Source organism: Acidobacteriota bacterium (assembly GCA_016196035.1).
GTDB lineage: Bacteria > Acidobacteriota > Blastocatellia > RBC074 > RBC074 > JACPYM01.
The window spans coordinates 174,148-192,567 of the sequence record JACPYM010000099.1 but is presented as its reverse complement, the minus strand read 5'-3'; the positions used below and the strand labels follow the sequence as shown (position 1 = coordinate 192,567).

Genomic DNA, 18,420 nt, shown 5'->3' with positions numbered 1-18,420 from the left:
AGATAGCCGCTACTTCAACGGCTGACACACACAGCAACGCTGCGGCCACGGGCGAAATGAGGCCGCCGCGATCATCAACTTAGTCCTGCTGGCAAGTCCCGGGTCGCAATCCGAACGTTCATTCATTCTTCATCGTCCTCTTGGGCAGCATTGTGGAGTAACGCAGTATGCAGTGGCTCGTTCAATCTTTACCAGACTCTGGCCGGGTGTTTTTGGCGTGCGCGCTTTTGGTTGCGCAAACGGCGTGGCCGATGCGCGCGGCTGCCATCAATTCGCTTGAACCGGAGGCCCGTCGCGGCGTCACGCTGGTTGCCACGATTGATACGATCACGGGCACGTTAGAAGGCAAAGTGCTGTCAAGTGAGAATGGGCCGGGTGTTCCTGACGTGGTCGTGCGCGCCATCAACGAAGAAACTGGAAATCCGCGTAGCAGGCGCACGAATGAGGCTGGCTTTTATTCAATTCCATTATTACCGGTCGGCAAATACCGGATTGAAGCCGAGAAGTCCGGGTTTGTGGTGAAAGCGGGTACGCCGCCCGTCAAGGTCAATCTCAATCAAGTGCGTGTGATTGTACCGGACATTATCTTGGAGCCAGTGGGTGCAACACCGCCGGTGGTTGCCGTACAACCTCCGACCCCGACGCCCGCACCGACACCCGCTGCGACGACCAATCCTGCCGCGCTGGGTTCAACCGGGCAGCTCACCAATCAAACAGATGCCGCACGCCGTTCCAACGCGGACGAAAGCCAATTGCTGGCGCTGCCGCTGGCCGATAGCCGTACCTTTGACGTCTTGGCGACGCTGGCCGCAGGCGTAGCCTCGCCGCCCCAAGTCGCGGGCGTCGCCGGCCCCGGCATCGGCGCAGGCATCGGCACCGCCGGGCAATTCGCCGTGAATGGGCAGCGCGCGCGCTCCAACAACTTCACGGTGGACGGTTCGGACAACAACGACGAAGACGTGGGCGTGCGCCGTCAGGGCTTCACCGCGCTGGTGCCGCAAAGCATCGAGAGCGTCAAAGAAATACAGATCGTCACTTCACTGTGGGACGCTGAAGCCGGGCGCAGCAGCGGGTCGCAGGTCAACGCCGTTTCGCGTTCGGGCACGAACAAGGTGCACGGGACGCTTTACGATTTCTTCAATCACAATGCGCTCAACGCGCGGAATTTTTTCGATTACAGTTCGGACAAGGCGCCCAGCTTCGCGCTTACCGCGCGCGCCATTCGGGACTACACCAACGGCCAACCCGACTGTGGCAATCCGTGCCGCCGGATACCGGTTACAATTCGGAATAGCACCAATCCCAACGAAGGGCCGATTCCCATCGTGCGACCGAATCCTTCGCTGGGTGAGGATCAGTTCCAGCGTAACCTGGGCGGCGGAGCGATTGGCTTCCCGCTGCACAAAGATAAGACGTTCTTTTTTGGCTCGTATGAGCGCCAGGATGTGAAAGCGCGCCAGGAGCATCATTTTTCAGTCCCCAACGTCAATCAGCGGGGGTTTCTGGGTTTTGGCGCGTCCGGCTTTGTGGTGAACAATCGGGATGTGTATTTCCCGACCTCGCCGGTGGGCGATTCGGTTTTCTCACTGTTCCCGTTGCCGAATAATCCGCTTGGCCCTTACGGCGAAAACACGTTCACGCAAGTCTTGCCGGCAGATGGCGTCGGGACGATCTTCTCAGCCAAAGTGGATCATAGTTTCAGCGCCTGGGGGAAAGAGTACACGGCAACAGCGCGGTATAACTTCACCAACGATGAACGCATCGTGCCCGCCGTGGGTGGGGCGATTTATGCCAGCCTGATCCCGCGTGTAGGCACGCAGAACGTCTCGCTCTTTTTGAATTCGGAATTGTCCACCACGCTGTCCAATCAGTTGCGGGCCAGTTATGGGCGCACGCGGTTGCGCTTTACTGAAAAGCGCGACGCCGCATTGCGCCCTTCGTTTTATGCGCCCAAAGAAGGCTTCCTGTTAAATACGGGTTACACCTTCAACAACGTCAATCCGCTGGTCGCGCCGAATTTTGTGGATTATGTGCGCGACGCCGGAACGGTGACGGATCAAGCGCTCGGCACGGTTGGACAGTTGATCGTCGCACCGTTCAGTCCGCTGGGCACGGACGTTAATCTTTTTCCGCAAGCGCGCGCGAATAACACGATCCAGGTTGCTGACGCGCTGACACAAGCCAGCGGCAGGCAAACGCTCAAATACGGCTTTGACTTGCGCCGCACGCAACTGAACAGTTTTCTCAATCGCAATTACCGTCCACAGGTCGTGTTTGGTGGCGCACCCGACCTGACCGCGTTTTTTCCGCAAGCGCCCGCCCGCAACATTAGTCAAGATGGGCCTACGCCAGGCTTTTTCAGCGGGACAGATTTTGCCGCGCTGGGCTTACCCTCCAACATTACCCAGGCGCTGGCGTTAAACACCCCCGATTCGACGATTGGGCTGCGTTTCTGGCAATTGAATTTTTTCCTGAACGACAACTGGCGCGCCAGGCGCGGGCTGACACTCGATTTTGGTGTGCGGTATGAACTCAACACCGTGCCGAACGAGATCAACCAGCGCATCGAACAAACTTTTGCCTTGAACCAATTGCCCGCCAACGATCCGAATTTGCGCATCGTCAATATCTATGCCAACCCGCAACGTGTTTACGATCCGACGGTCTTGACTGGCGCGCTCAACAATACGCTGGCCGCCTACCGCCGCGTGCTGGGCAATCGCCAGGATATTTACGAGGCAGACTTCAATAACGTCGCGCCGCGTTTCGGCCTGGCTTGGGATCCGCTCGCGCATAGCAAAACGCAAGCCGGAAAGACGGTGGTGCGCGCGGGCTTTGGCGTCTACTACGATTTGAATCTGGGCAGTGTGGTTAGCCAGTCACGCAACGTTTTCCCCACATTTATCCCGGTCAACATTGATGCCAACACGTTCGGCTATGCGCAAGCGCGTTTCTGGACGCCGCTGGGCGGCACCTATGGATTGTTCAACCCGCGCTTTGTCAATATCGGCATTCAAAACGCCAACGCCACGGTTGAAACCTCAATCATCGGGGCAGGCCAACTCAACGCCATCCGCGTGCCGAATGGCGTTGTGCAGCAATTGTTGGGATTGCTTTTCGACCCTGCTGCGGCCAATCCTGATATTCGGCCTTCGGGTGGCGGCTTGGCGTTTACTTTGCCGGACAAGAATTTGCGCTCGCCATACACGCTGCAATACAACCTGCAATTTGAGCGCGAGTTGTCTAACAACCTTTTGGTCAATCTCGCCTACGTTGGCACCAAGGGCGTCAAGCTGACGCGGTTCCGCACCCCAAACGGCGGCCCGAATTCAATCAATATCCCCTTCGATATTTTGGGATTGCTACCAAATCCCCGCTTGACGCTGGCGCTGCCGCCGCTGGGCGATTTGAATTCGCCGCGCCCGACCCGGCCCAATGCCCAACTGGGTGCCTATACGATTTTCGATTCGACCGCCGCGTCCAACTACCATTCGTTGCAGGCGAGTCTGACCAAACGCTACGCGCAGGGCTTCCAATTCACGGCGGCCTATACCTGGTCGCATGCCATAGACGATGTGTCGGACGTATTCGATGTGGCGGGTGCCTTTGCTTTGCCGCAGGATGATCGCAATCTGTTGGCCGAGCGTGCCAGCGCGAACTTCGATGTGCGCCACCGCTTTGTCTGGAGCGCCGTGGGCAATGTACCGTTGCTGCATTATTTCAACGACAGCAAAGGCGTGACAGGCGTGCTGTTCGGCAATTGGCAATTCGCTTCATTGTCCGCGTATCAAACGGGCCAGCCGTTCACGGTCAACAGCAGTTACGACATCAACCTGGATGGCAATTTGACCGACCGCCTTGATCGGCTGACCGGGTTGCAGATGCTGGATGACCGGCAGCAGCGCTTGGCTTTGACGGCGAACCCGGTCACGTTATTGGCCGGCTTGGGGCAGAACGGGCGCATTGGGCGCAACACGTTCCGCGCGGCGGGCGTCTTCAAAACCGATCTGGCTGTTTTCAAAAATTTCCGGCTGCGCGAAGGACAATCGCTCGTCTTCCGCGTCGAAGCGTTCAATCTCTGGAACCGGACGCACTTTGCAATTCCGGTGCGCGTGCTCGAAGCCCCCAGCTTTGGACGTTCGACCGAGACGCTCTTTAATGCGCGGCAGATTCAGTTTGCGTTGAAATATGTATTTTGAAGTGGTCAGTGGTCAGTGGTCAGTGGTCAGTGGTTTCTCGCAAGGCGACGAGCCAGCGAGCGATTTCTGACCACTGACCACTGACCACTGACCACTAACCACTAAAGGAGAGACCCTGAAATGAGTATCATTGAAAGTGTGATCGCCCGTGAGATTCTGGATTCGCGCGGCAATCCGACTGTGGAGGCCGAAGTCATGCTGGAAAGCGGCGCGCTGGGCCGTGCCGCCGTGCCGTCGGGCGCTTCGACAGGCGAGAACGAAGCCGTCGAATTGCGCGACGCCGACAAAACCCGCTACCTGGGCAAAGGCGTGCGGCTGGCCGTCGAACACGTCAACAAGACCATCGCCAATGCGTTGATCGGACAGGACGCATTTGATCAAGTCCTGATTGATCAGACGATGATTGACCTGGATGACACGCCGAACAAATCGCGGCTGGGCGCCAATGCCATCCTGTCGGTTTCGCTGGCGGCGGCGCGCGCGGCGGCGACCGAATTGGAAATTCCGCTCTATCGCTATTTGGGCGGCACCAACGCGCGCACCTTGCCCGTCCCGCTGATGAACATCATCAACGGCGGCGCGCATGCCGACAACAACGTAGACTTTCAGGAATTCATGATCGTGCCTGCCGGTGCGCCCTCATTCGCCGAAGCCTTGCGCTGGGGCACCGAGGTCTTCCACACGTTGAAAGGCGTGCTGAAGAAGAAAGGCTATTCGACAGCGGTCGGTGACGAAGGCGGCTTTGCGCCCAGCCTGAAATCGAATGAAGAGGCCATCGAATCCATCCTCGAAGCGATCACCCAGGCCGGTTACAAAGCGGGCGAAGAAATCGCCATTGCGCTCGATCCGGCGGCGTCGGAGTTTTACAGCGAGGGCAGCTACGTTTTCAAAAAGTCGGACAAGCGTGTGCTGACCTCCGAAGAAATGGTCGAATACTGGATCAACTGGACGAAGCAATATCCGGTCATTTCGATTGAAGACGGCTTGTCCGAACACGACTGGACGGGCTGGGCCGCGCTGACCGGCGAAATCGGCGACACCGTGCAACTGGTCGGCGACGATCTCTTCGTCACCAACGTGGTTTATCTCGAACGCGGCATCGAAGAGATTGTTGCCAATTCGATTTTGATCAAGGTCAACCAAATCGGCACGCTGACCGAAACGCTCGACACGATTGAACTGGCGCGCACGAACAATTACACCGCGATCATCTCGCACCGTTCGGGCGAAACCGAAGACCCCTTCATCGCCGACCTCGCCGTGGCGACGAACGCGGGCCAGATCAAGACCGGCTCGGCCTCGCGCACCGACCGCATCGCCAAGTACAACCAGTTGTTGCGCATCGAAGAGGAACTCGGCGCGGCGGCGCGCTTCAACGGTTTCGCGTCGTTTTATCAACTGGAGTTGGCTGAATTGAACTTTCCGGTGACAGTGCGCGCGGCGCGGCGGTAAGCGCGGCCTGTTCAAAGGCTGCCGCTTCTTTTCAACCTCAAGCAAAAGAGCATGGAGTTCAGGCTGATGGCTTTTGAAAAATTGATTTAACAGAAGTCGGTAAGGCAGGTTATTAACCTGCCTTACCCTTGGCAGTACGTTTTGTTAAACCTATTTTCAAAAGCCATCAGCCTGAACTCCATGCGCTGATGCGCCCGCCGCCCACCGCAACCTTGAGCCGGGTTTGCGCCTCATCGCCCATAAAGTACAATCCCGCCCGTTTCACCTCATAAGGAGTTCATACCGTGCCGATACTCAACGAATACGAACTACGCGTGCTGGGCGCATTGGTCGAAAAACAAATCGCGACGCCCGACTATTACCCAATGACGCTCAACGCGCTGACCAATGCCTGCAATCAGAAAAATCACCGCGACCCCGTCACCAGCTTTGATGAAGCGACCGTCGTGCGCGCGCTCGATAGTTTGCGCGAAAAGAACCTGACCTATGTCTTTCACGGTTCCGACGCGCGCGTGCCGAAATACGGCCACCTGTTTTCCAAGGTCTACGATCTGAACCCGCAGGAAACCGCCGTGCTGATCGTCTTGATGTTGCGCGGCCCGCAAACGCCCGGCGAATTGCGTTCGCGCACGCCGCACTTGATGAATTTCGACAGCCTGTCGCAGGTCGAAGAGACGCTGCAAAACCTCGCTGTGCGCGACGACGCCCTGGTGGTGCGCTTGCCGCGCGTGGCTGGGATGAAAGAAGCGCGCTACGCGCATCAACTCAGCGGCCCGGTCAATATCGAAGAGATCGCCGTGACGCTCAAACCCGAACCCGCCGTCGTGCACGTGCGCGCCGACAATGAACGCACGGCGCGGCTGGAAGCTGAAGTCGCCACGTTGCGGCAAGAGTTGAATGAGTTGAAGGAGCAGTTCGCCGCGTTTCGCAAGCAGTTTGAATGATGCCGCGCCGCGAGTGCGGTTGAACCGCGCGAGGGAAGATGGACGATTCAATCCTACGTCAAAATTTGGTTGAAGTGCTGCGGGGCGGGCACGCGCACGTTACGGCAGAGCAAGCGCTGGCAAAGCTACCGCCAGCCTTGCGCCACGTGCGGCCGGCGACGGGCGGGCACTCGGTTTGGGAAGAGCTTGAACATCTGCGCCTAGTACTCCATCAAGCTGTAAGTGATGGATGCTGAGAGCGCATCCGGGATGTAGGGCGGGATTAAATCCCGCCCTACATCCCTCATTTTCAGCTTGATGGAGTACTAGCGCAAGAGGACATCTTGCGCTACACGCTCGACCCCGCGTGGGTTTCACCGCCTTTTCCCGTCGGCTATTGGCCGCCCGCGACTGAGTCTCTGACCGCAGAAATGTGGGCGGCGTCAGTCGCCGGGTTCTTGGCCGATCTCGAAGCCGTCATCCAATTGGCGCTGGATCCGCAGGTGGATTTGACGGCGGAGCTACCGCACGGGCCAGGCCACACGTACCTGCGCGAAATCCTGCTGGTCGCGGATCACAATGCCTATCACCTGGGCCAGCTTGTGCAAGCCCGCAAAGCGCTCGGTGCCTGGGCCGCGTAAGCTGAAAAGACACCGTTTCATAATGATGCTCCTTGGTGGGTGTGAGTGCCGTCGTGTCAGCGATTGCCAGCCTTGCGGCTGTCGGCCTGATGAAGATTGGTATAGCTGATAAACGCGATCAGCATTTCGTCGTAGGTCGGTTCGCCCCAGCGCACATCGCCGGTGGGGTCGGGGTTGAATTTGTTGCGCACGGAATTATCGAAGGTCGAAGTCACCAGCACGCGCGTCCCTTTGGGCAGCGTCAGCGCGCGGCGCGGTTCGTAATTTGTCTGCCAGGCGAAATCCCAGCGCGGCACGTCGAGCAACACGACGCGGCGGCCATCGGGGTAAAAGGCTTCGATGCGTTGCGACTTGCCGCGCATATGCATGTGCGGCATGAGGCTGAAGACGCTGATGCCTGCGGGTACCGTCCAACACGCCGTCACGCGATGTTCGGCCGCGCCTGCCGGAATGCGGAAGTATTCGTTGTGAACGGCGCGTACCAGCAATTCTTTGTCCGGCGGCTGTTTGGCAGATGGCTGCTTGGCGAAAACCAGTCCGATGGATGAGCGGTCAGTTTGTTCGCTGCCCAGCGCTTTTGAGTAATGGATTTGAAACAGCAGCTTTGACCCAGCGGGCACTTTGATGGCCGTGCCCACCGGCAAACGGTAAGGCGGCGTGCCGGGCGCATAGGCCGCGAGCCACACGATTTCGCCCGCATCGTCCTTGCCATCGCGTTGCACCCCGGCCCCGCCATTCGGCAATGAACAAGCATCATCGTGAACCGGTGCGCCGGCTTTGGTGCGGACAAGAAAGCCGTCCTGGTAAGAGATTTTCGCCTGCTCTTGCCTGTCTATTTCCGCCTGGCTCGGCTTGGGTTCAGCCGCGTCGCCGGTCGGCGGCTTAATGAAGACGATGATGTGATGGACGATGCGCCGATTGCCGGGGCGCGCTTCGGCCTGTTGCACAAAGGTGTCCTGCTTGAAGCCGGGATCAACCTCGAAATACTGATATTCGTCCGGCCCCTTGGCTTCCAGCTTGAAAGTTTCAGGCATTGGAATGACCAGGTCGGGTTGGCCGATGCGCCAGCCTGCGGTGAATTGCGGCAGGGGCGGCAAGTCGGTCTCGGCGCCTTCGCGTGTGCCGCCCTCCACCCAAGCGGTGATTTGCTCAATCTCAGCTTGCGACAAACGCGGATCGTTCGCCCATTCGCCGGCGTGCGCAGCGGCGTGCCAGGGCGGCATCGCGCGGCTGACAACTTTCTCTTTGATGGATTTCGCCCACGGGCGCACGTCTTTGTAACTGAGCACCGAGAAGGGCGCCGCTTCGCCGGGGCGATGACATTCGGCGCAGCGTTTGAAAAAGATGGGCGCGATGTGTTTGTTGAAGGTGACGGCGGGTTTGGGCTGCGCCGTCGCGCGGAATTGGTACAACCACGCGACGGCGCAAAGGCTAATGGCCAGGACGAATGCAATACGTTTCATCATGATTTTCCTTTCTAAATCGGTTTTCACTACGGAGTACGGGAAAACCGCGCAACGGGACGGTACCGCGCGCGTCAGCAAGCGGTGCGTCAGGTTAAGCCGCTGGGGCAAGGTTGGAAGCGCCGCTTGCTGACGCGCGCGGTACCGTCCCAGAAATCATCTCCATACACTCAACTGCAAACCGATCCAGCGAAGCTCCTGATGATTGATGTGTTAGTGAAGCTCGGAAAGAGGCTGGCCGGTGGCGCAAGCTATGCCGTCACCACCGGGGCCTTTTTGCTCCCAACTCATGCTTCATAACATCCGCTGATTCGCCTCGATCCCAAATAATAAGATGCTCCTGTCGCATAATCGTGAACTCCATAGTGACAGGTGCAGCCTGAGCAGCTGCGCACCAGGACAGCCAGGTTATGTAAGACGTAACCTTCAATGTGTACGAGGCCCTTTATTCCGGTGTGCGTCTTGATGTCTTGCCCAAAAGACTGCGCAATGGCTGCGACAGTTTGGCTGAGTTCAGCGTCGTCCAGCAGCCGTCCGTTTTTATCGAATACTTTGCCTGCCTCATACAAGTTCAGCAGATGATCATTGAGTTGTTTGGTCTTGGGGCTAATCTTCATTTCCTTCATAAGTTGCTCCTTTGGTTCGTGATTGACGTGATGCGAAAGTTTTCTGAGAGGGTTCGTTCCACGGCCCTCAGCAGCTAAATGCGATAACCGCGCGCGAAAGCTATCACGCGGCAACTTTATTTTTTTGGTCTGGAAAGGGCTTGCGCGGCTAGGGCGGTGAATCTATATTCCGCGCTGTTCTGAGCAGGTTCGTTCCACTTTCGCTACATCACGACAACATGGAATCAGCACAGCAGATCACCGCCTTGCTGGCGGCTTGGGGTAACGGTGACCGCGCGGCCCTCGATCAATTGATGCCCTTGGTTTATGACGAATTGCGGCAGCTTGCGCATCGCCATCTGCAACGCGAACGCGACGGGCATACGTTGCAAACCACGGCGCTGGTCAATGAGGTGTATCTGAAACTCCTCAACGAACGCGACATGCGCTGGCAGGATCGCGCGCATTTTTTCGCCGTGGCGGCGCAACTGATGCGCAACATTTTGGTGGATTACGCGCGCACGCGGAATTACGCCAAACGCGGCGGCGGTGTGCGGCCGGTCGTACTGGATGAAGCCTTGGTCGTCGCCAATGAACGCGCGGCTGAATTGATCGCGCTCGATGATGCGTTGCAAGCGCTGGCGGGTTTCGACGAACGCAAGAGTCGTGTGGCGGTCTTGCGCTTCTTTGCCGGCCTCAGCGTCGAAGAGACGGCGGAAGTCTTGCAGGTCGCCCCCGTCACGGTGATGCGCGACTGGCAATTCGCCAAGGCCTGGCTGCAACGCGAATTAGGTAGGTGAGCAGCTTTTTGAGATTACGGAACAGACGGAACTAACGGAACAGACGGAAAACGAAAGCGGTTACCACATCCGTCTGTTCCGCAATCTCTCCTCTCATTGCCAGGGAACGAAAGCGATGCACGTCAAAGACTGGACGCCAATCGAGGAACTCTTTCACGCCGCGCTCGCGCTGCCATCGGAGGCGCGGACGGCTTATCTAGCGAAAGCCTGCGCGTCCAACCCCGCTTGGCAAATTGAAGTCGAATCGCTCCTCGCGGCGCACTCGCAGGCCGATCTGCTGGGCGAGTTCGTGCCGGCGCTGACGGCGGATTGGGCTGCGCTCGCACACCCATTGATTGGGCGCACACTCGGACGGTATCAAATTCAATCGCTATTGGGCGCGGGCGGCATGGGCGAAGTCTTTCTCGCGGAAGATACCCAGCTTGGCCGCCGCGCCGCGCTCAAATTGTTGCCCACGCAGTTCACCACTGATGCCGCCCGCGTGCGCCGCTTTGAACAGGAAGCGCGCGCCGTGCTCTCGCTCAATCATCCGAACATCGTCACGCTCTTTGATCTAGGCCAAGCGGACGGCGCGTTTTTCATGGCGACCGAATACGTCGAAGGCGAAACCTTGCGCCAACGCATGCGCACGCAAGGCGCATTGCCCGCGCCCGCCGCGTTGGAACTCAGCTTGCAAATCGCCGCCGCGCTGACGGCGGCGCACGCGGCGGGCATCATTCACCGCGACATCAAACCCGAAAACGTCATGATCCGCCGTGACGGTTATGTGAAGGTGCTCGATTTCGGCTTGGCCAAAATCGCCGAGTCACAGCCTCAAAACACCGATTCAGAGGCAGCGCACAGCCTGACCGAATCGGGCGCGGTGCTGGGGACAGCGCGTTACATGTCGCCCGAACAGGCGCGCGGCTTGCGCGTGGATGCGCGCACAGATGTCTTCAGCCTGGGCGTCGTGCTTTACGAAATGCTGGCCGGACGCGCACCGTTTCAGGGCGCCACGCGCGGCGACCTGTTGGTTGAAATCCTGATCGCCGCGCCGCCCCCGTTGCTTGAAACCGCGCCAGCCACGCCCGCCGCGCTGGAAACGATCCTGCACCGGGCGTTGGCGAAAGAGGCTGACGCGCGCTATGCGTCGGTCGTGGAATTTGCTGAGGCACTCAAAACCATGGCGGTGGAGTTGGCTTCGGCAAGCCACGCCGCACGCGCCTTGCCGTTGGCCTCAACCGCCGAAGTGCAAGCTGCGCCAGCGCGCCGCGTTGGAGACAAGCCGTGGTTGATCGTGGTCATGGTTGCGCTATCACTGGCTGGTTTGTGGGGCTGGTATTTCTTCGAACAACCGCGGCAGCGTTTTGAGGGCACGCTCTTGTCGCATCTGAAATTCACGTTGGTGGATAGTTGGCAAGCAGGCGCGGCCTACAATTCGCTGATTGTGGATGTCGCGCCGGATGGGCACACCTTCGCTTATTCGCGCCTCGAACACGGACAGAGCGACATCTTTATCAAACAACTGCCGCAGGGGAATCTGCTCAACGTCACCAACGATGCTTGGCCCGACAGCAGCCCGCTTTGGTCGCCCAACGGGCGGGAATTGGCTTATCTCTCATTGCGCGACGGGCGCAGCGAAATCTGGTTGATCCCTTCGCTGGGCGGACAAGGCAGGCTCCTCAAAAGATTGGATGACACGCCGCGCTTTTTAGAGAGTTGGTCGCGCGACGGGCGGCGCCTCTTTTACGAAATCCGACACAACTTCTATGCGCTGGACATTCAAAGCGGCGTGGAAAAGCGGCTGACTGATTTTGATGCCGCGACTTCTGACAAAGATTTATTTGCGCTCTCAGCCGATGAACAACACCTGGCGTATGCCGAGAGCGTGCAGGGCGTAAAACAGATTTGGGTGCAACCTCTGGCTGGTGGGGTTGCTATTCAAGTCACACGCGAAGGCGAAGAAAATCAATCCCCGCTTTGGCTGCCCGATGGCGAACGGCTGGTTTACAGTTCGACGCGCAATGGTATCGCCCAAATCTGTCTGGCCTGGTTGGATGGCCGCCAGCCTGTGCAATTGACCGCTTCGCACGAAAACCTGCGCCCGTGGGACGTTTCGCCCGACGGCCAACGCATCTTTTACGTTGCTGAGACACAGGCCGCAGGCATCTATTTGCACGATCTCAACACTGGCGCTGAAACTGAGTTCCTCAAGGAAATTTATCCCAGCCTCTTCCCCTGTTTTGCGCCTGACGGCCAGGCCCTCGCTTATCAGCGCCTCGAGAATGGCGTCAATTTGTTTAGTTCGTCGCTGTACACAAAACAGACCAGCCCGGCGGGCCGCCTTACGCGGCTGGCGGAAAACGGTTTGGCGCTGCTCTGGTCGCCGCTAGGCGCGCGGTTGGCGTTCTTGCGCTTCAATGGGAAATCCTTTGGCCTGTGGACGGTGCGCAACGATGGCGCGGATGCGCGTGAATTGGTCGCCAGCCAAGTGTCCGTCGGCAGTTACGGCGAACTGCCCTTTAGCTGGTCACAACCCAACCGGGTGAGTTGGTCGCCTGACGAGACGAAGCTGGTTTATGCCGGACGTGTCGGGAATAGCGCGGTCAACCTTTGGGCAATCCCGGCGGCGGGCGGCCAGCCGCAACAACTTACCGATAACCGGGATGCCACCTGGCAATTGCATAGCCCCATCTTTTCACCGGCAGGCGATCAAGTCGCCTATTTAAGGCAACGCGAAACCGGCGGGCAGCGCCAATGTCAGGTTTGGCTCGCCGCCTTCAGCGGGCCAGGGCGGATGCTTTATCAGGCCGACGGCAATGTACGCTTGTTGGGTTGGTCGGCCAGCGGTAGTGAATTTTTGGTGGGCTTCACCGAACAGAAGCTGACCAGTGCGCCAGCCGAAATAACGATCTTGCGGTTGGCGTTGGCGGGCGCGCCGGCGCAAGTGCTGACGCGATTGCCGCAGGCTTATTTCAGTCGCAATGCGCTGGCGCCCGATGCCAGTCAAATTCTTTACGTCGCACACACTAACGAAACGAACGGTCTCGATGAGGTGTGGTTGTATTCACGCGCCACCGGCAAACACAAAAGGCTCCGGCAAAGCGCCGATCCCGCCGTGTTCATCGCCGGCCTGACCTGGGCGCCGCAACAAAACCAGTTCGGTTTCATCAAGCAATCCAACGCAACCTCGATCTGGATGATCGAGAACTTTAACTAAAAAAGGAGATACCGTTATGGTCGTTGATTTGGATAACGCCAGCTTAGCCAAGCTGAAAGAAATTTATGGCAAGCAACTTGGGTTAATTGAACGAAGAGAAGCGCGGGTTGATTCAGCGAAACTTGAGGCCCTCTTGCGGAGGCAGATTATCGAATTAGGCAACCTGTTTATGGGTGCCGACTGCGAACCGCCAGCTTACCCTTGTGGAGATGAGTGCTGCACTGATCTTGCCACTCGCTCAAGGCACTCGTCGCCCGCGCAATAAGTTGGTCGAGTGAATAGTTATTGCTTGCCGGTAAGGCGCGCGGCGGAAGTTGAAAAGCTTTAGGCCGCGCGCTTTTTATTCAGGCAAACGCCAGCTAATGGTGTGCCGTTATCGGCGGCATTCATGACGTGCGCTTTTCAATTCGGGGCAGGGGGAACCGGGTGGGGCGCTTTGACAAAGCGTCTCACCCGCACGGTACGCCTGACGGGTCACCCCATAGACTTCATTACAAACCGCTCTAAAACAGGCTTACGTTGTCATTGCCGCAACGCCATCAGGCAAAAACAGAACGCGGCGACCGGCACACTGCTGGTCGCCGCGTTCTGGCTAAATGCGATCTGCCTTGGTTAAAGGCTATTCCACCCAATCCGCGATAAACACATTCGTGTCGCCCTGCTTCGCCGCATTGCGATTCGAGCAAAAGACCAGCTTCTTGCCGTCGGGCGAGAACATCGGGAAGCCGTCAAAGGTGTCGTTCGTCGTGATGCGTTCCAGATTTTTCCCGTCCATATCCACCGCGTACAGATCGAAATCGCGTCCGCGCGGGTCATTGACGTTGGTCGAGAAAATGATGCGTTTGTTGTTCGGGAAGATGAACGGCGCAAACGAAGCTTTGTTGAGGTTGGTCACCTGCCGTTTGTTGTTGCCGTTCTCGTCCATCAGCCACAGATCAAGCGTTGTCGGGCGGATCATATCTTCTTTGAGCAAGGCCAGGTAATCGGCCTTCTGCTTGTCGGTTTCAGGATGATGCGCGCGATAGACGATCAACTTGCCATCCCAACTCCAGAACGGGCCGCCGTCATAACCGAGCGTGTTGGTCAGTTGCTTCAGGCCCTTGCCGTTCTTGTCCATCGTCCAGACTTCCAGATCGCCGCTGCGCAACGAAGTGAAGACGATCTTGCCATCGCCGCGAATCGTGGCTTCAGCGTCGTAACGCGGCGCGGGCGCGAGCACGCGCGGATTGGAGCCGTCCGCATTGGCCTTGATGATGTCGAAGCCCGGATACAAGGCCCAGACGTAGCCCTTGGACATATCGGGTTTGGGCGGGCACACGGGATCAGCCTTGTAGGTCGAGGCGTAGATGATGGATTTGTTGTCGGGCGTGAAATACGAACACGTCGTTTTACCTTGCCCATTTGAGAGCATCTTCAGGCCGGTGCCATCAATGTTGATCGAAAAGATTTGATCGCAGCCATCACCTTTGACCGCGCGTTGAAAGGTCAAGCGTTTGCCGTCGCGCGCAAAATACGCCTCGGCGTTTTCGCCATCAAAGGTCAATTGCTTGACGTTGGCAAGATGCTTTTCGCCGGGGAAGACGAGTGATTTGACCGCTTGCGGCGGCGTGGGGGCGGGTTGCGACGCCATGGAAAAGTAGGCGGGCACGGCACAGAGCGCCAGCAAAACCAGGCAGAAAATTTTCATTGCGATTCCTCACTAGATTGATTTGGGGTCGTTGCGCCGGACGCGCGCTTGCATCGGCAAACTAACTTTACCGTTTGCGGCGTATCTTTGGTAGTCGGATTGGTTTGCGTGGGGGAAAGTGGTGAGGATTGGATAAGAGACGCGTGCTAGCCAATCTCAAGCGGCTTTGGCCGTCAGCGCAGCAGCGACTTCCAACACACGCCGCAAGCTGGCGGTTTCGTAGTTGGTCGCTTCGTAACGTTGAATCTGTTGTTCTTTCAAACCCAGCCGCGCGGCCAGCTCACGTTGCGATAGGCCGGATGAAATGCGCGCACGAATGAGCGTCTGCGGCACTTCATTGAGTTGCTCAAGTTTGAGCTTGGCGGGTTTGCTGCGCCGCAAACGTTCATACTCTTTCAACTCTTCTTCGAGGGTTTCCAGTTGGCTAGCGAGCGCGTCTTTCATCGCTTTGATTACCCGATGATGAACACGCGGATGTGCTTCCGGGCGTTCATCAAACTCGGCGAGTTCTTGCGCAAACCTCGCGGCGTGCGCTTTGGTGATTTTGTATTGTCTCTGATTCCGAATCATGTTCGTTTCCCCGGCGAAGCGCGTCCGAGCCGAATGCCGACGATGCCTTTCTGCTTGTCTGTTTTCCGGTCGTCTTGAAAGAATTCCAGAAAAGATTTTCCGCTATTGCCTTCCAACCATTCGGCAGGGAAAAGCTCGCCGCCGAATTTGGCCTTTTGCGCCGCGCGCCCATTGCTGAAGTCCAACAAGACGGGATCAAGCAAATCCCCATCCACGTCAAACCCGCTCCAACAGGCATCGAAATCGTTCGGGCGCTCTTTGCTCGTGACAAAGCTGCCATCAACGTAAAGCGCCTCACAGCCAGCGGCGCGCAAATTAGCCGCCGCTTGTTTGAGCCCTTTCAAGAGTCGCTTGCGATGTGGGTTCGTTCCGAATCTTTCTTCAAATTCCTTCCAGTTTGTCCAATGAATGCCTTTTGGTAGATTACCGCTTCCGTTAAACTTTGGAATCAATTTGTACCTCCTATGAATCTAAAAACAGTTGTTGGTTAACATTTTGATCGTTACGCATCTCTCATTACCTCCTTTGTTTTATAGTTAGAGACACCAGATTACTCAGCCATCTACTACATTCCATAGGCACGGAAGCAACACAATAATAATGTTGTGTTAGCTGAGGTGTCAACCCGGAAAATCACAGGGCGAGAAAGGGAAAATAAGAAACGGCCTGCGGCGGTCAAAACACGCGCGCAGGCCGTATAGGTGAAGTCGGAAATTTTAGACTACCGCGATGCCGTCGCCGCATTCGGCTGCAACCACTGATCGAACCAGCCGAGCACCGTCTTGTACCACAACTCGCTGTTCTGCGGTTTCAGCACCCAATGGCCTTCGTCGGGGAAGTAGAGCAGCTTCGACGGGACGCCGCGCCGTTGCAGCGTGCTGAAGAGTTGCAAGCCTTCGCCGATGGGCACGCGGTAATCCAGTTCGCCGTGCACGACCAGCGTAGGCGTTTTGAATTTGGCGGCGTGCGCGGCGGGCGACCATTTGGCGTAAAGCTCAGGGTTCGTCCAGGGCGTGCCCTTGAACTCCCATTCCTGGAACCAGAGTTCCTCGGTCGCATACATGCTCGTCGTGCTGAAGACGCCGGCGTGCGTGACGAAGGCTTTGAAACGATCCGTATGGCCCATCATCCAGTTGGTCATATAACCGCGATACGAACCGCCCGCCGCGCCCATGCGTTGCGGATCAACGTAGCCGCGTTTGATCACCGCATCCACGCCTTTCATCAGGTCGTCATACACCGCGCCGCCCCACTCGCCGCTGATCTGTTCGGTAAACGCCTGGCCGTAGCCGGTCGAGCCGTGCGGGTTGAGCGTGACCGCAACGTAACCGCGCGCGGCCCACATCTGCGCGTTCCAGCGATAGCCCCAATTGTCCATCCACGCGCCTTGCGGGCCGCCGTGAATGAGCAAGACCATCGGATACTTTTTCGACTGGTCGAATTGCGGCGGTTTGTAAATAAAGCCGTGAATACGCGACGGTTTGCCAGGGCCGATGTCGGACGAGGCTTTGACTTTGCCAAGTTTGGCTGTGCGCATCACCGCTGTCTTCGCGCCGTCGTATTCAATCTCTTCGGCGGGCGTCAGGTCGAGTTGCGCGAGCAGCGAAGCGTTGGCCGTGGTCAATTGCATCACGCTGGAACCATCGGCATTCGCCTTGAAGACTTCGGCGGGCATGGCCGAACTCGAACGCGTGAAGACCAGCGTCTTGCCATCGGCGGAAACATTCGCGCCGCCATTCGAGCCGTCTTTGACCAGCAACGCGAACTTGTCGCCGTTGAGCGGGGCTGACCAGAACACTTCGTGCCCGCGCTCTTGCCCGCTCACGATCAAGCGCTGGCTGTCGGGCAGCCACAACAGGTCTTCGACCCAGCGGTCAAAGTTGAGCGAGAGTTCGCGCGCCGTGCCTTTCGCGCGGTCATACAGCATCAGGCGGAAGCGATCCGCCTCGAAGCCGTTGCGTGCTTGCGAACGATAGGCGATCCATTTGCCATCGGGCGAATAACGCGGCGTCGTGTCGCTGCCGACATTCGCGGTCGTGATGCGCTTGGGCTCGCCGCCATTGACCGAAACGATGAAGAGGTCATTGTTCGTGCTGATGGCTTCGTCCTTTTCGGTGTTGCGCGCAAAGGCGACTTCGCTGGAATCGGGCGCGAAATCGAAAGCTGTCGGATCGCCCAGCGAAAACGGCGGCGTGTCGAAATCACCCGGCGTTAAATCTTTCGGCTCGCCGCCCTCTGACGAAACGACGAACAGGTGCGAACGCTTGCCACGCTTGAACTCTGTCCAATGGCGATAAAGCAGATGATCGGCGATGACAGCTTTGACCTTGGATTTCTCTTCGGCCTCGGCGCGTTTGGCGACGCAATTGAACGACGCGCAATCGGGATAAACATCGGTCGTAAAGGCGAACAGCTTGCCATTCGGCGACCAGATGAATTCGCTCACGCCTTCGGGCGCAGCGGTAACTTTGCGCGCGCCACTGCCATCGGCACTGGCGACGTAAATCTGCGGCGCACCATCGCGCGTCGAAAGAAAGGCGAGCCACTTGCCGTCGGCAGACCAGTGCGGCGAGAAATCATTCTTGTCCGACGTGATAAACGGTTGCGTCGTCCCGCCGCTGGTCGGCACCACCCAGATGCCGCGTTTGGTGCGGTTGGCGTTCTTGTCCACGTCGCCGACGACGTAAGCGACGCGCGCGCCGTCGGGCGAAATCTGCGCTTCGCTCAGGCGCTTGATCGCCATCAGATCGTCGAAGGTGAGCGGGCGTTTGGCTTGGGCCAGCGCGGTGAAACTTAGCGCGGCAAGGATAAATAGCAGAGCGGGTAGTTTGATCGAAAGCTTCATAAAGTCCTCCAACTTTAAGGCGGGTTGCGAAATTGC

Annotated in this window: 13 protein-coding genes; 7 read left to right on the top strand and 6 right to left on the bottom strand. The window is 57.9% G+C overall.

Translation table 11 applies throughout. The features are described 5' to 3' along the window. Positions 1-251 precede the first annotated feature (251 nt). The 4 genes from HY011_28740 to HY011_28725 all read left to right on the top strand — a co-directional run bounded on the left by HY011_28740 (position 252) and on the right by HY011_28725 (position 7,215). A complete protein-coding gene (locus HY011_28740) occupies positions 252-4,199 on the top strand; it encodes a carboxypeptidase regulatory-like domain-containing protein (protein MBI3426935.1) in 3,948 nt (1,315 codons plus the stop codon). Between the two features lie 120 nt (positions 4,200-4,319). Further along, complete coding sequence (gene eno / locus HY011_28735; GenBank protein ID MBI3426934.1) at positions 4,320-5,651, top strand: phosphopyruvate hydratase; 1,332 nt, start codon at positions 4,320-4,322, stop codon at positions 5,649-5,651. 284 nt (positions 5,652-5,935) lie between these two features. Further along, positions 5,936-6,595 (top strand): YceH family protein, encoded by a 660-nt coding sequence (locus tag HY011_28730; protein ID MBI3426933.1) that lies wholly within the window; start codon positions 5,936-5,938, stop codon positions 6,593-6,595. Between the two features lie 323 nt (positions 6,596-6,918). Further along, a complete protein-coding gene (locus HY011_28725; protein ID MBI3426932.1) occupies positions 6,919-7,215 on the top strand; it encodes a hypothetical protein in 297 nt (98 codons plus the stop codon). A gap of 56 nt (positions 7,216-7,271) precedes the next feature. Here the strand turns inward: HY011_28725 and HY011_28720 are convergent, their stop codons facing one another. Both HY011_28720 and HY011_28715 read right to left on the bottom strand, forming a co-directional pair. After that, entirely contained in the window at positions 7,272-8,681 is a 1,410-nt protein-coding gene (locus HY011_28720; protein ID MBI3426931.1) for a cytochrome c, read from the bottom strand. 284 nt (positions 8,682-8,965) lie between these two features. Beyond that, on the bottom strand, positions 8,966-9,304 hold the full coding sequence (locus HY011_28715; protein ID MBI3426930.1) for a hypothetical protein: 339 nt from the start codon (positions 9,302-9,304) through the stop codon (positions 8,966-8,968). A gap of 218 nt (positions 9,305-9,522) precedes the next feature. Here HY011_28715 and HY011_28710 point away from each other — a divergent pair, with 218 nt between their 5' ends. The 3 genes from HY011_28710 to HY011_28700 all read left to right on the top strand — a co-directional run bounded on the left by HY011_28710 (position 9,523) and on the right by HY011_28700 (position 13,547). After that, positions 9,523-10,083 (top strand): sigma-70 family RNA polymerase sigma factor, encoded by a 561-nt coding sequence (locus HY011_28710; protein ID MBI3426929.1) that lies wholly within the window; start codon positions 9,523-9,525, stop codon positions 10,081-10,083. 115 nt (positions 10,084-10,198) lie between these two features. Continuing rightward, on the top strand, positions 10,199-13,282 hold the full coding sequence (locus tag HY011_28705) for a protein kinase (GenBank protein ID MBI3426928.1): 3,084 nt from the start codon (positions 10,199-10,201) through the stop codon (positions 13,280-13,282). Between the two features lie 16 nt (positions 13,283-13,298). After that, positions 13,299-13,547 carry a hypothetical protein gene (locus HY011_28700; GenBank protein MBI3426927.1) on the top strand — a complete coding sequence of 83 codons (249 nt, stop codon included), beginning with the start codon at positions 13,299-13,301 and terminating at the stop codon, positions 13,545-13,547. Between the two features lie 354 nt (positions 13,548-13,901). On the opposite strand, the gene HY011_28695 is transcribed toward HY011_28700, so the two are convergent. From HY011_28695 to HY011_28680, 4 genes are all read right to left on the bottom strand, one after another. Next, positions 13,902-14,969 (bottom strand): PD40 domain-containing protein, encoded by a 1,068-nt coding sequence (locus HY011_28695; GenBank protein MBI3426926.1) that lies wholly within the window; start codon positions 14,967-14,969, stop codon positions 13,902-13,904. Between the two features lie 156 nt (positions 14,970-15,125). Further along, positions 15,126-15,539, bottom strand: a complete 414-nt coding sequence (locus tag HY011_28690) for a helix-turn-helix domain-containing protein (GenBank protein ID MBI3426925.1) — start codon at positions 15,537-15,539, stop codon at positions 15,126-15,128. After that, positions 15,536-15,991: a hypothetical protein gene (locus HY011_28685; GenBank protein ID MBI3426924.1), complete on the bottom strand. Its 456-nt coding sequence runs from the start codon at positions 15,989-15,991 to the stop codon at positions 15,536-15,538. The genes HY011_28690 and HY011_28685 overlap by 4 nt, the downstream gene beginning before the upstream one ends. Before the next feature lie 269 nt (positions 15,992-16,260). Beyond that, positions 16,261-18,384, bottom strand: coding sequence for a S9 family peptidase (locus HY011_28680; protein ID MBI3426923.1), 2,124 nt, complete (start codon positions 18,382-18,384; stop codon positions 16,261-16,263). Positions 18,385-18,420: the final 36 nt, after the last annotated feature.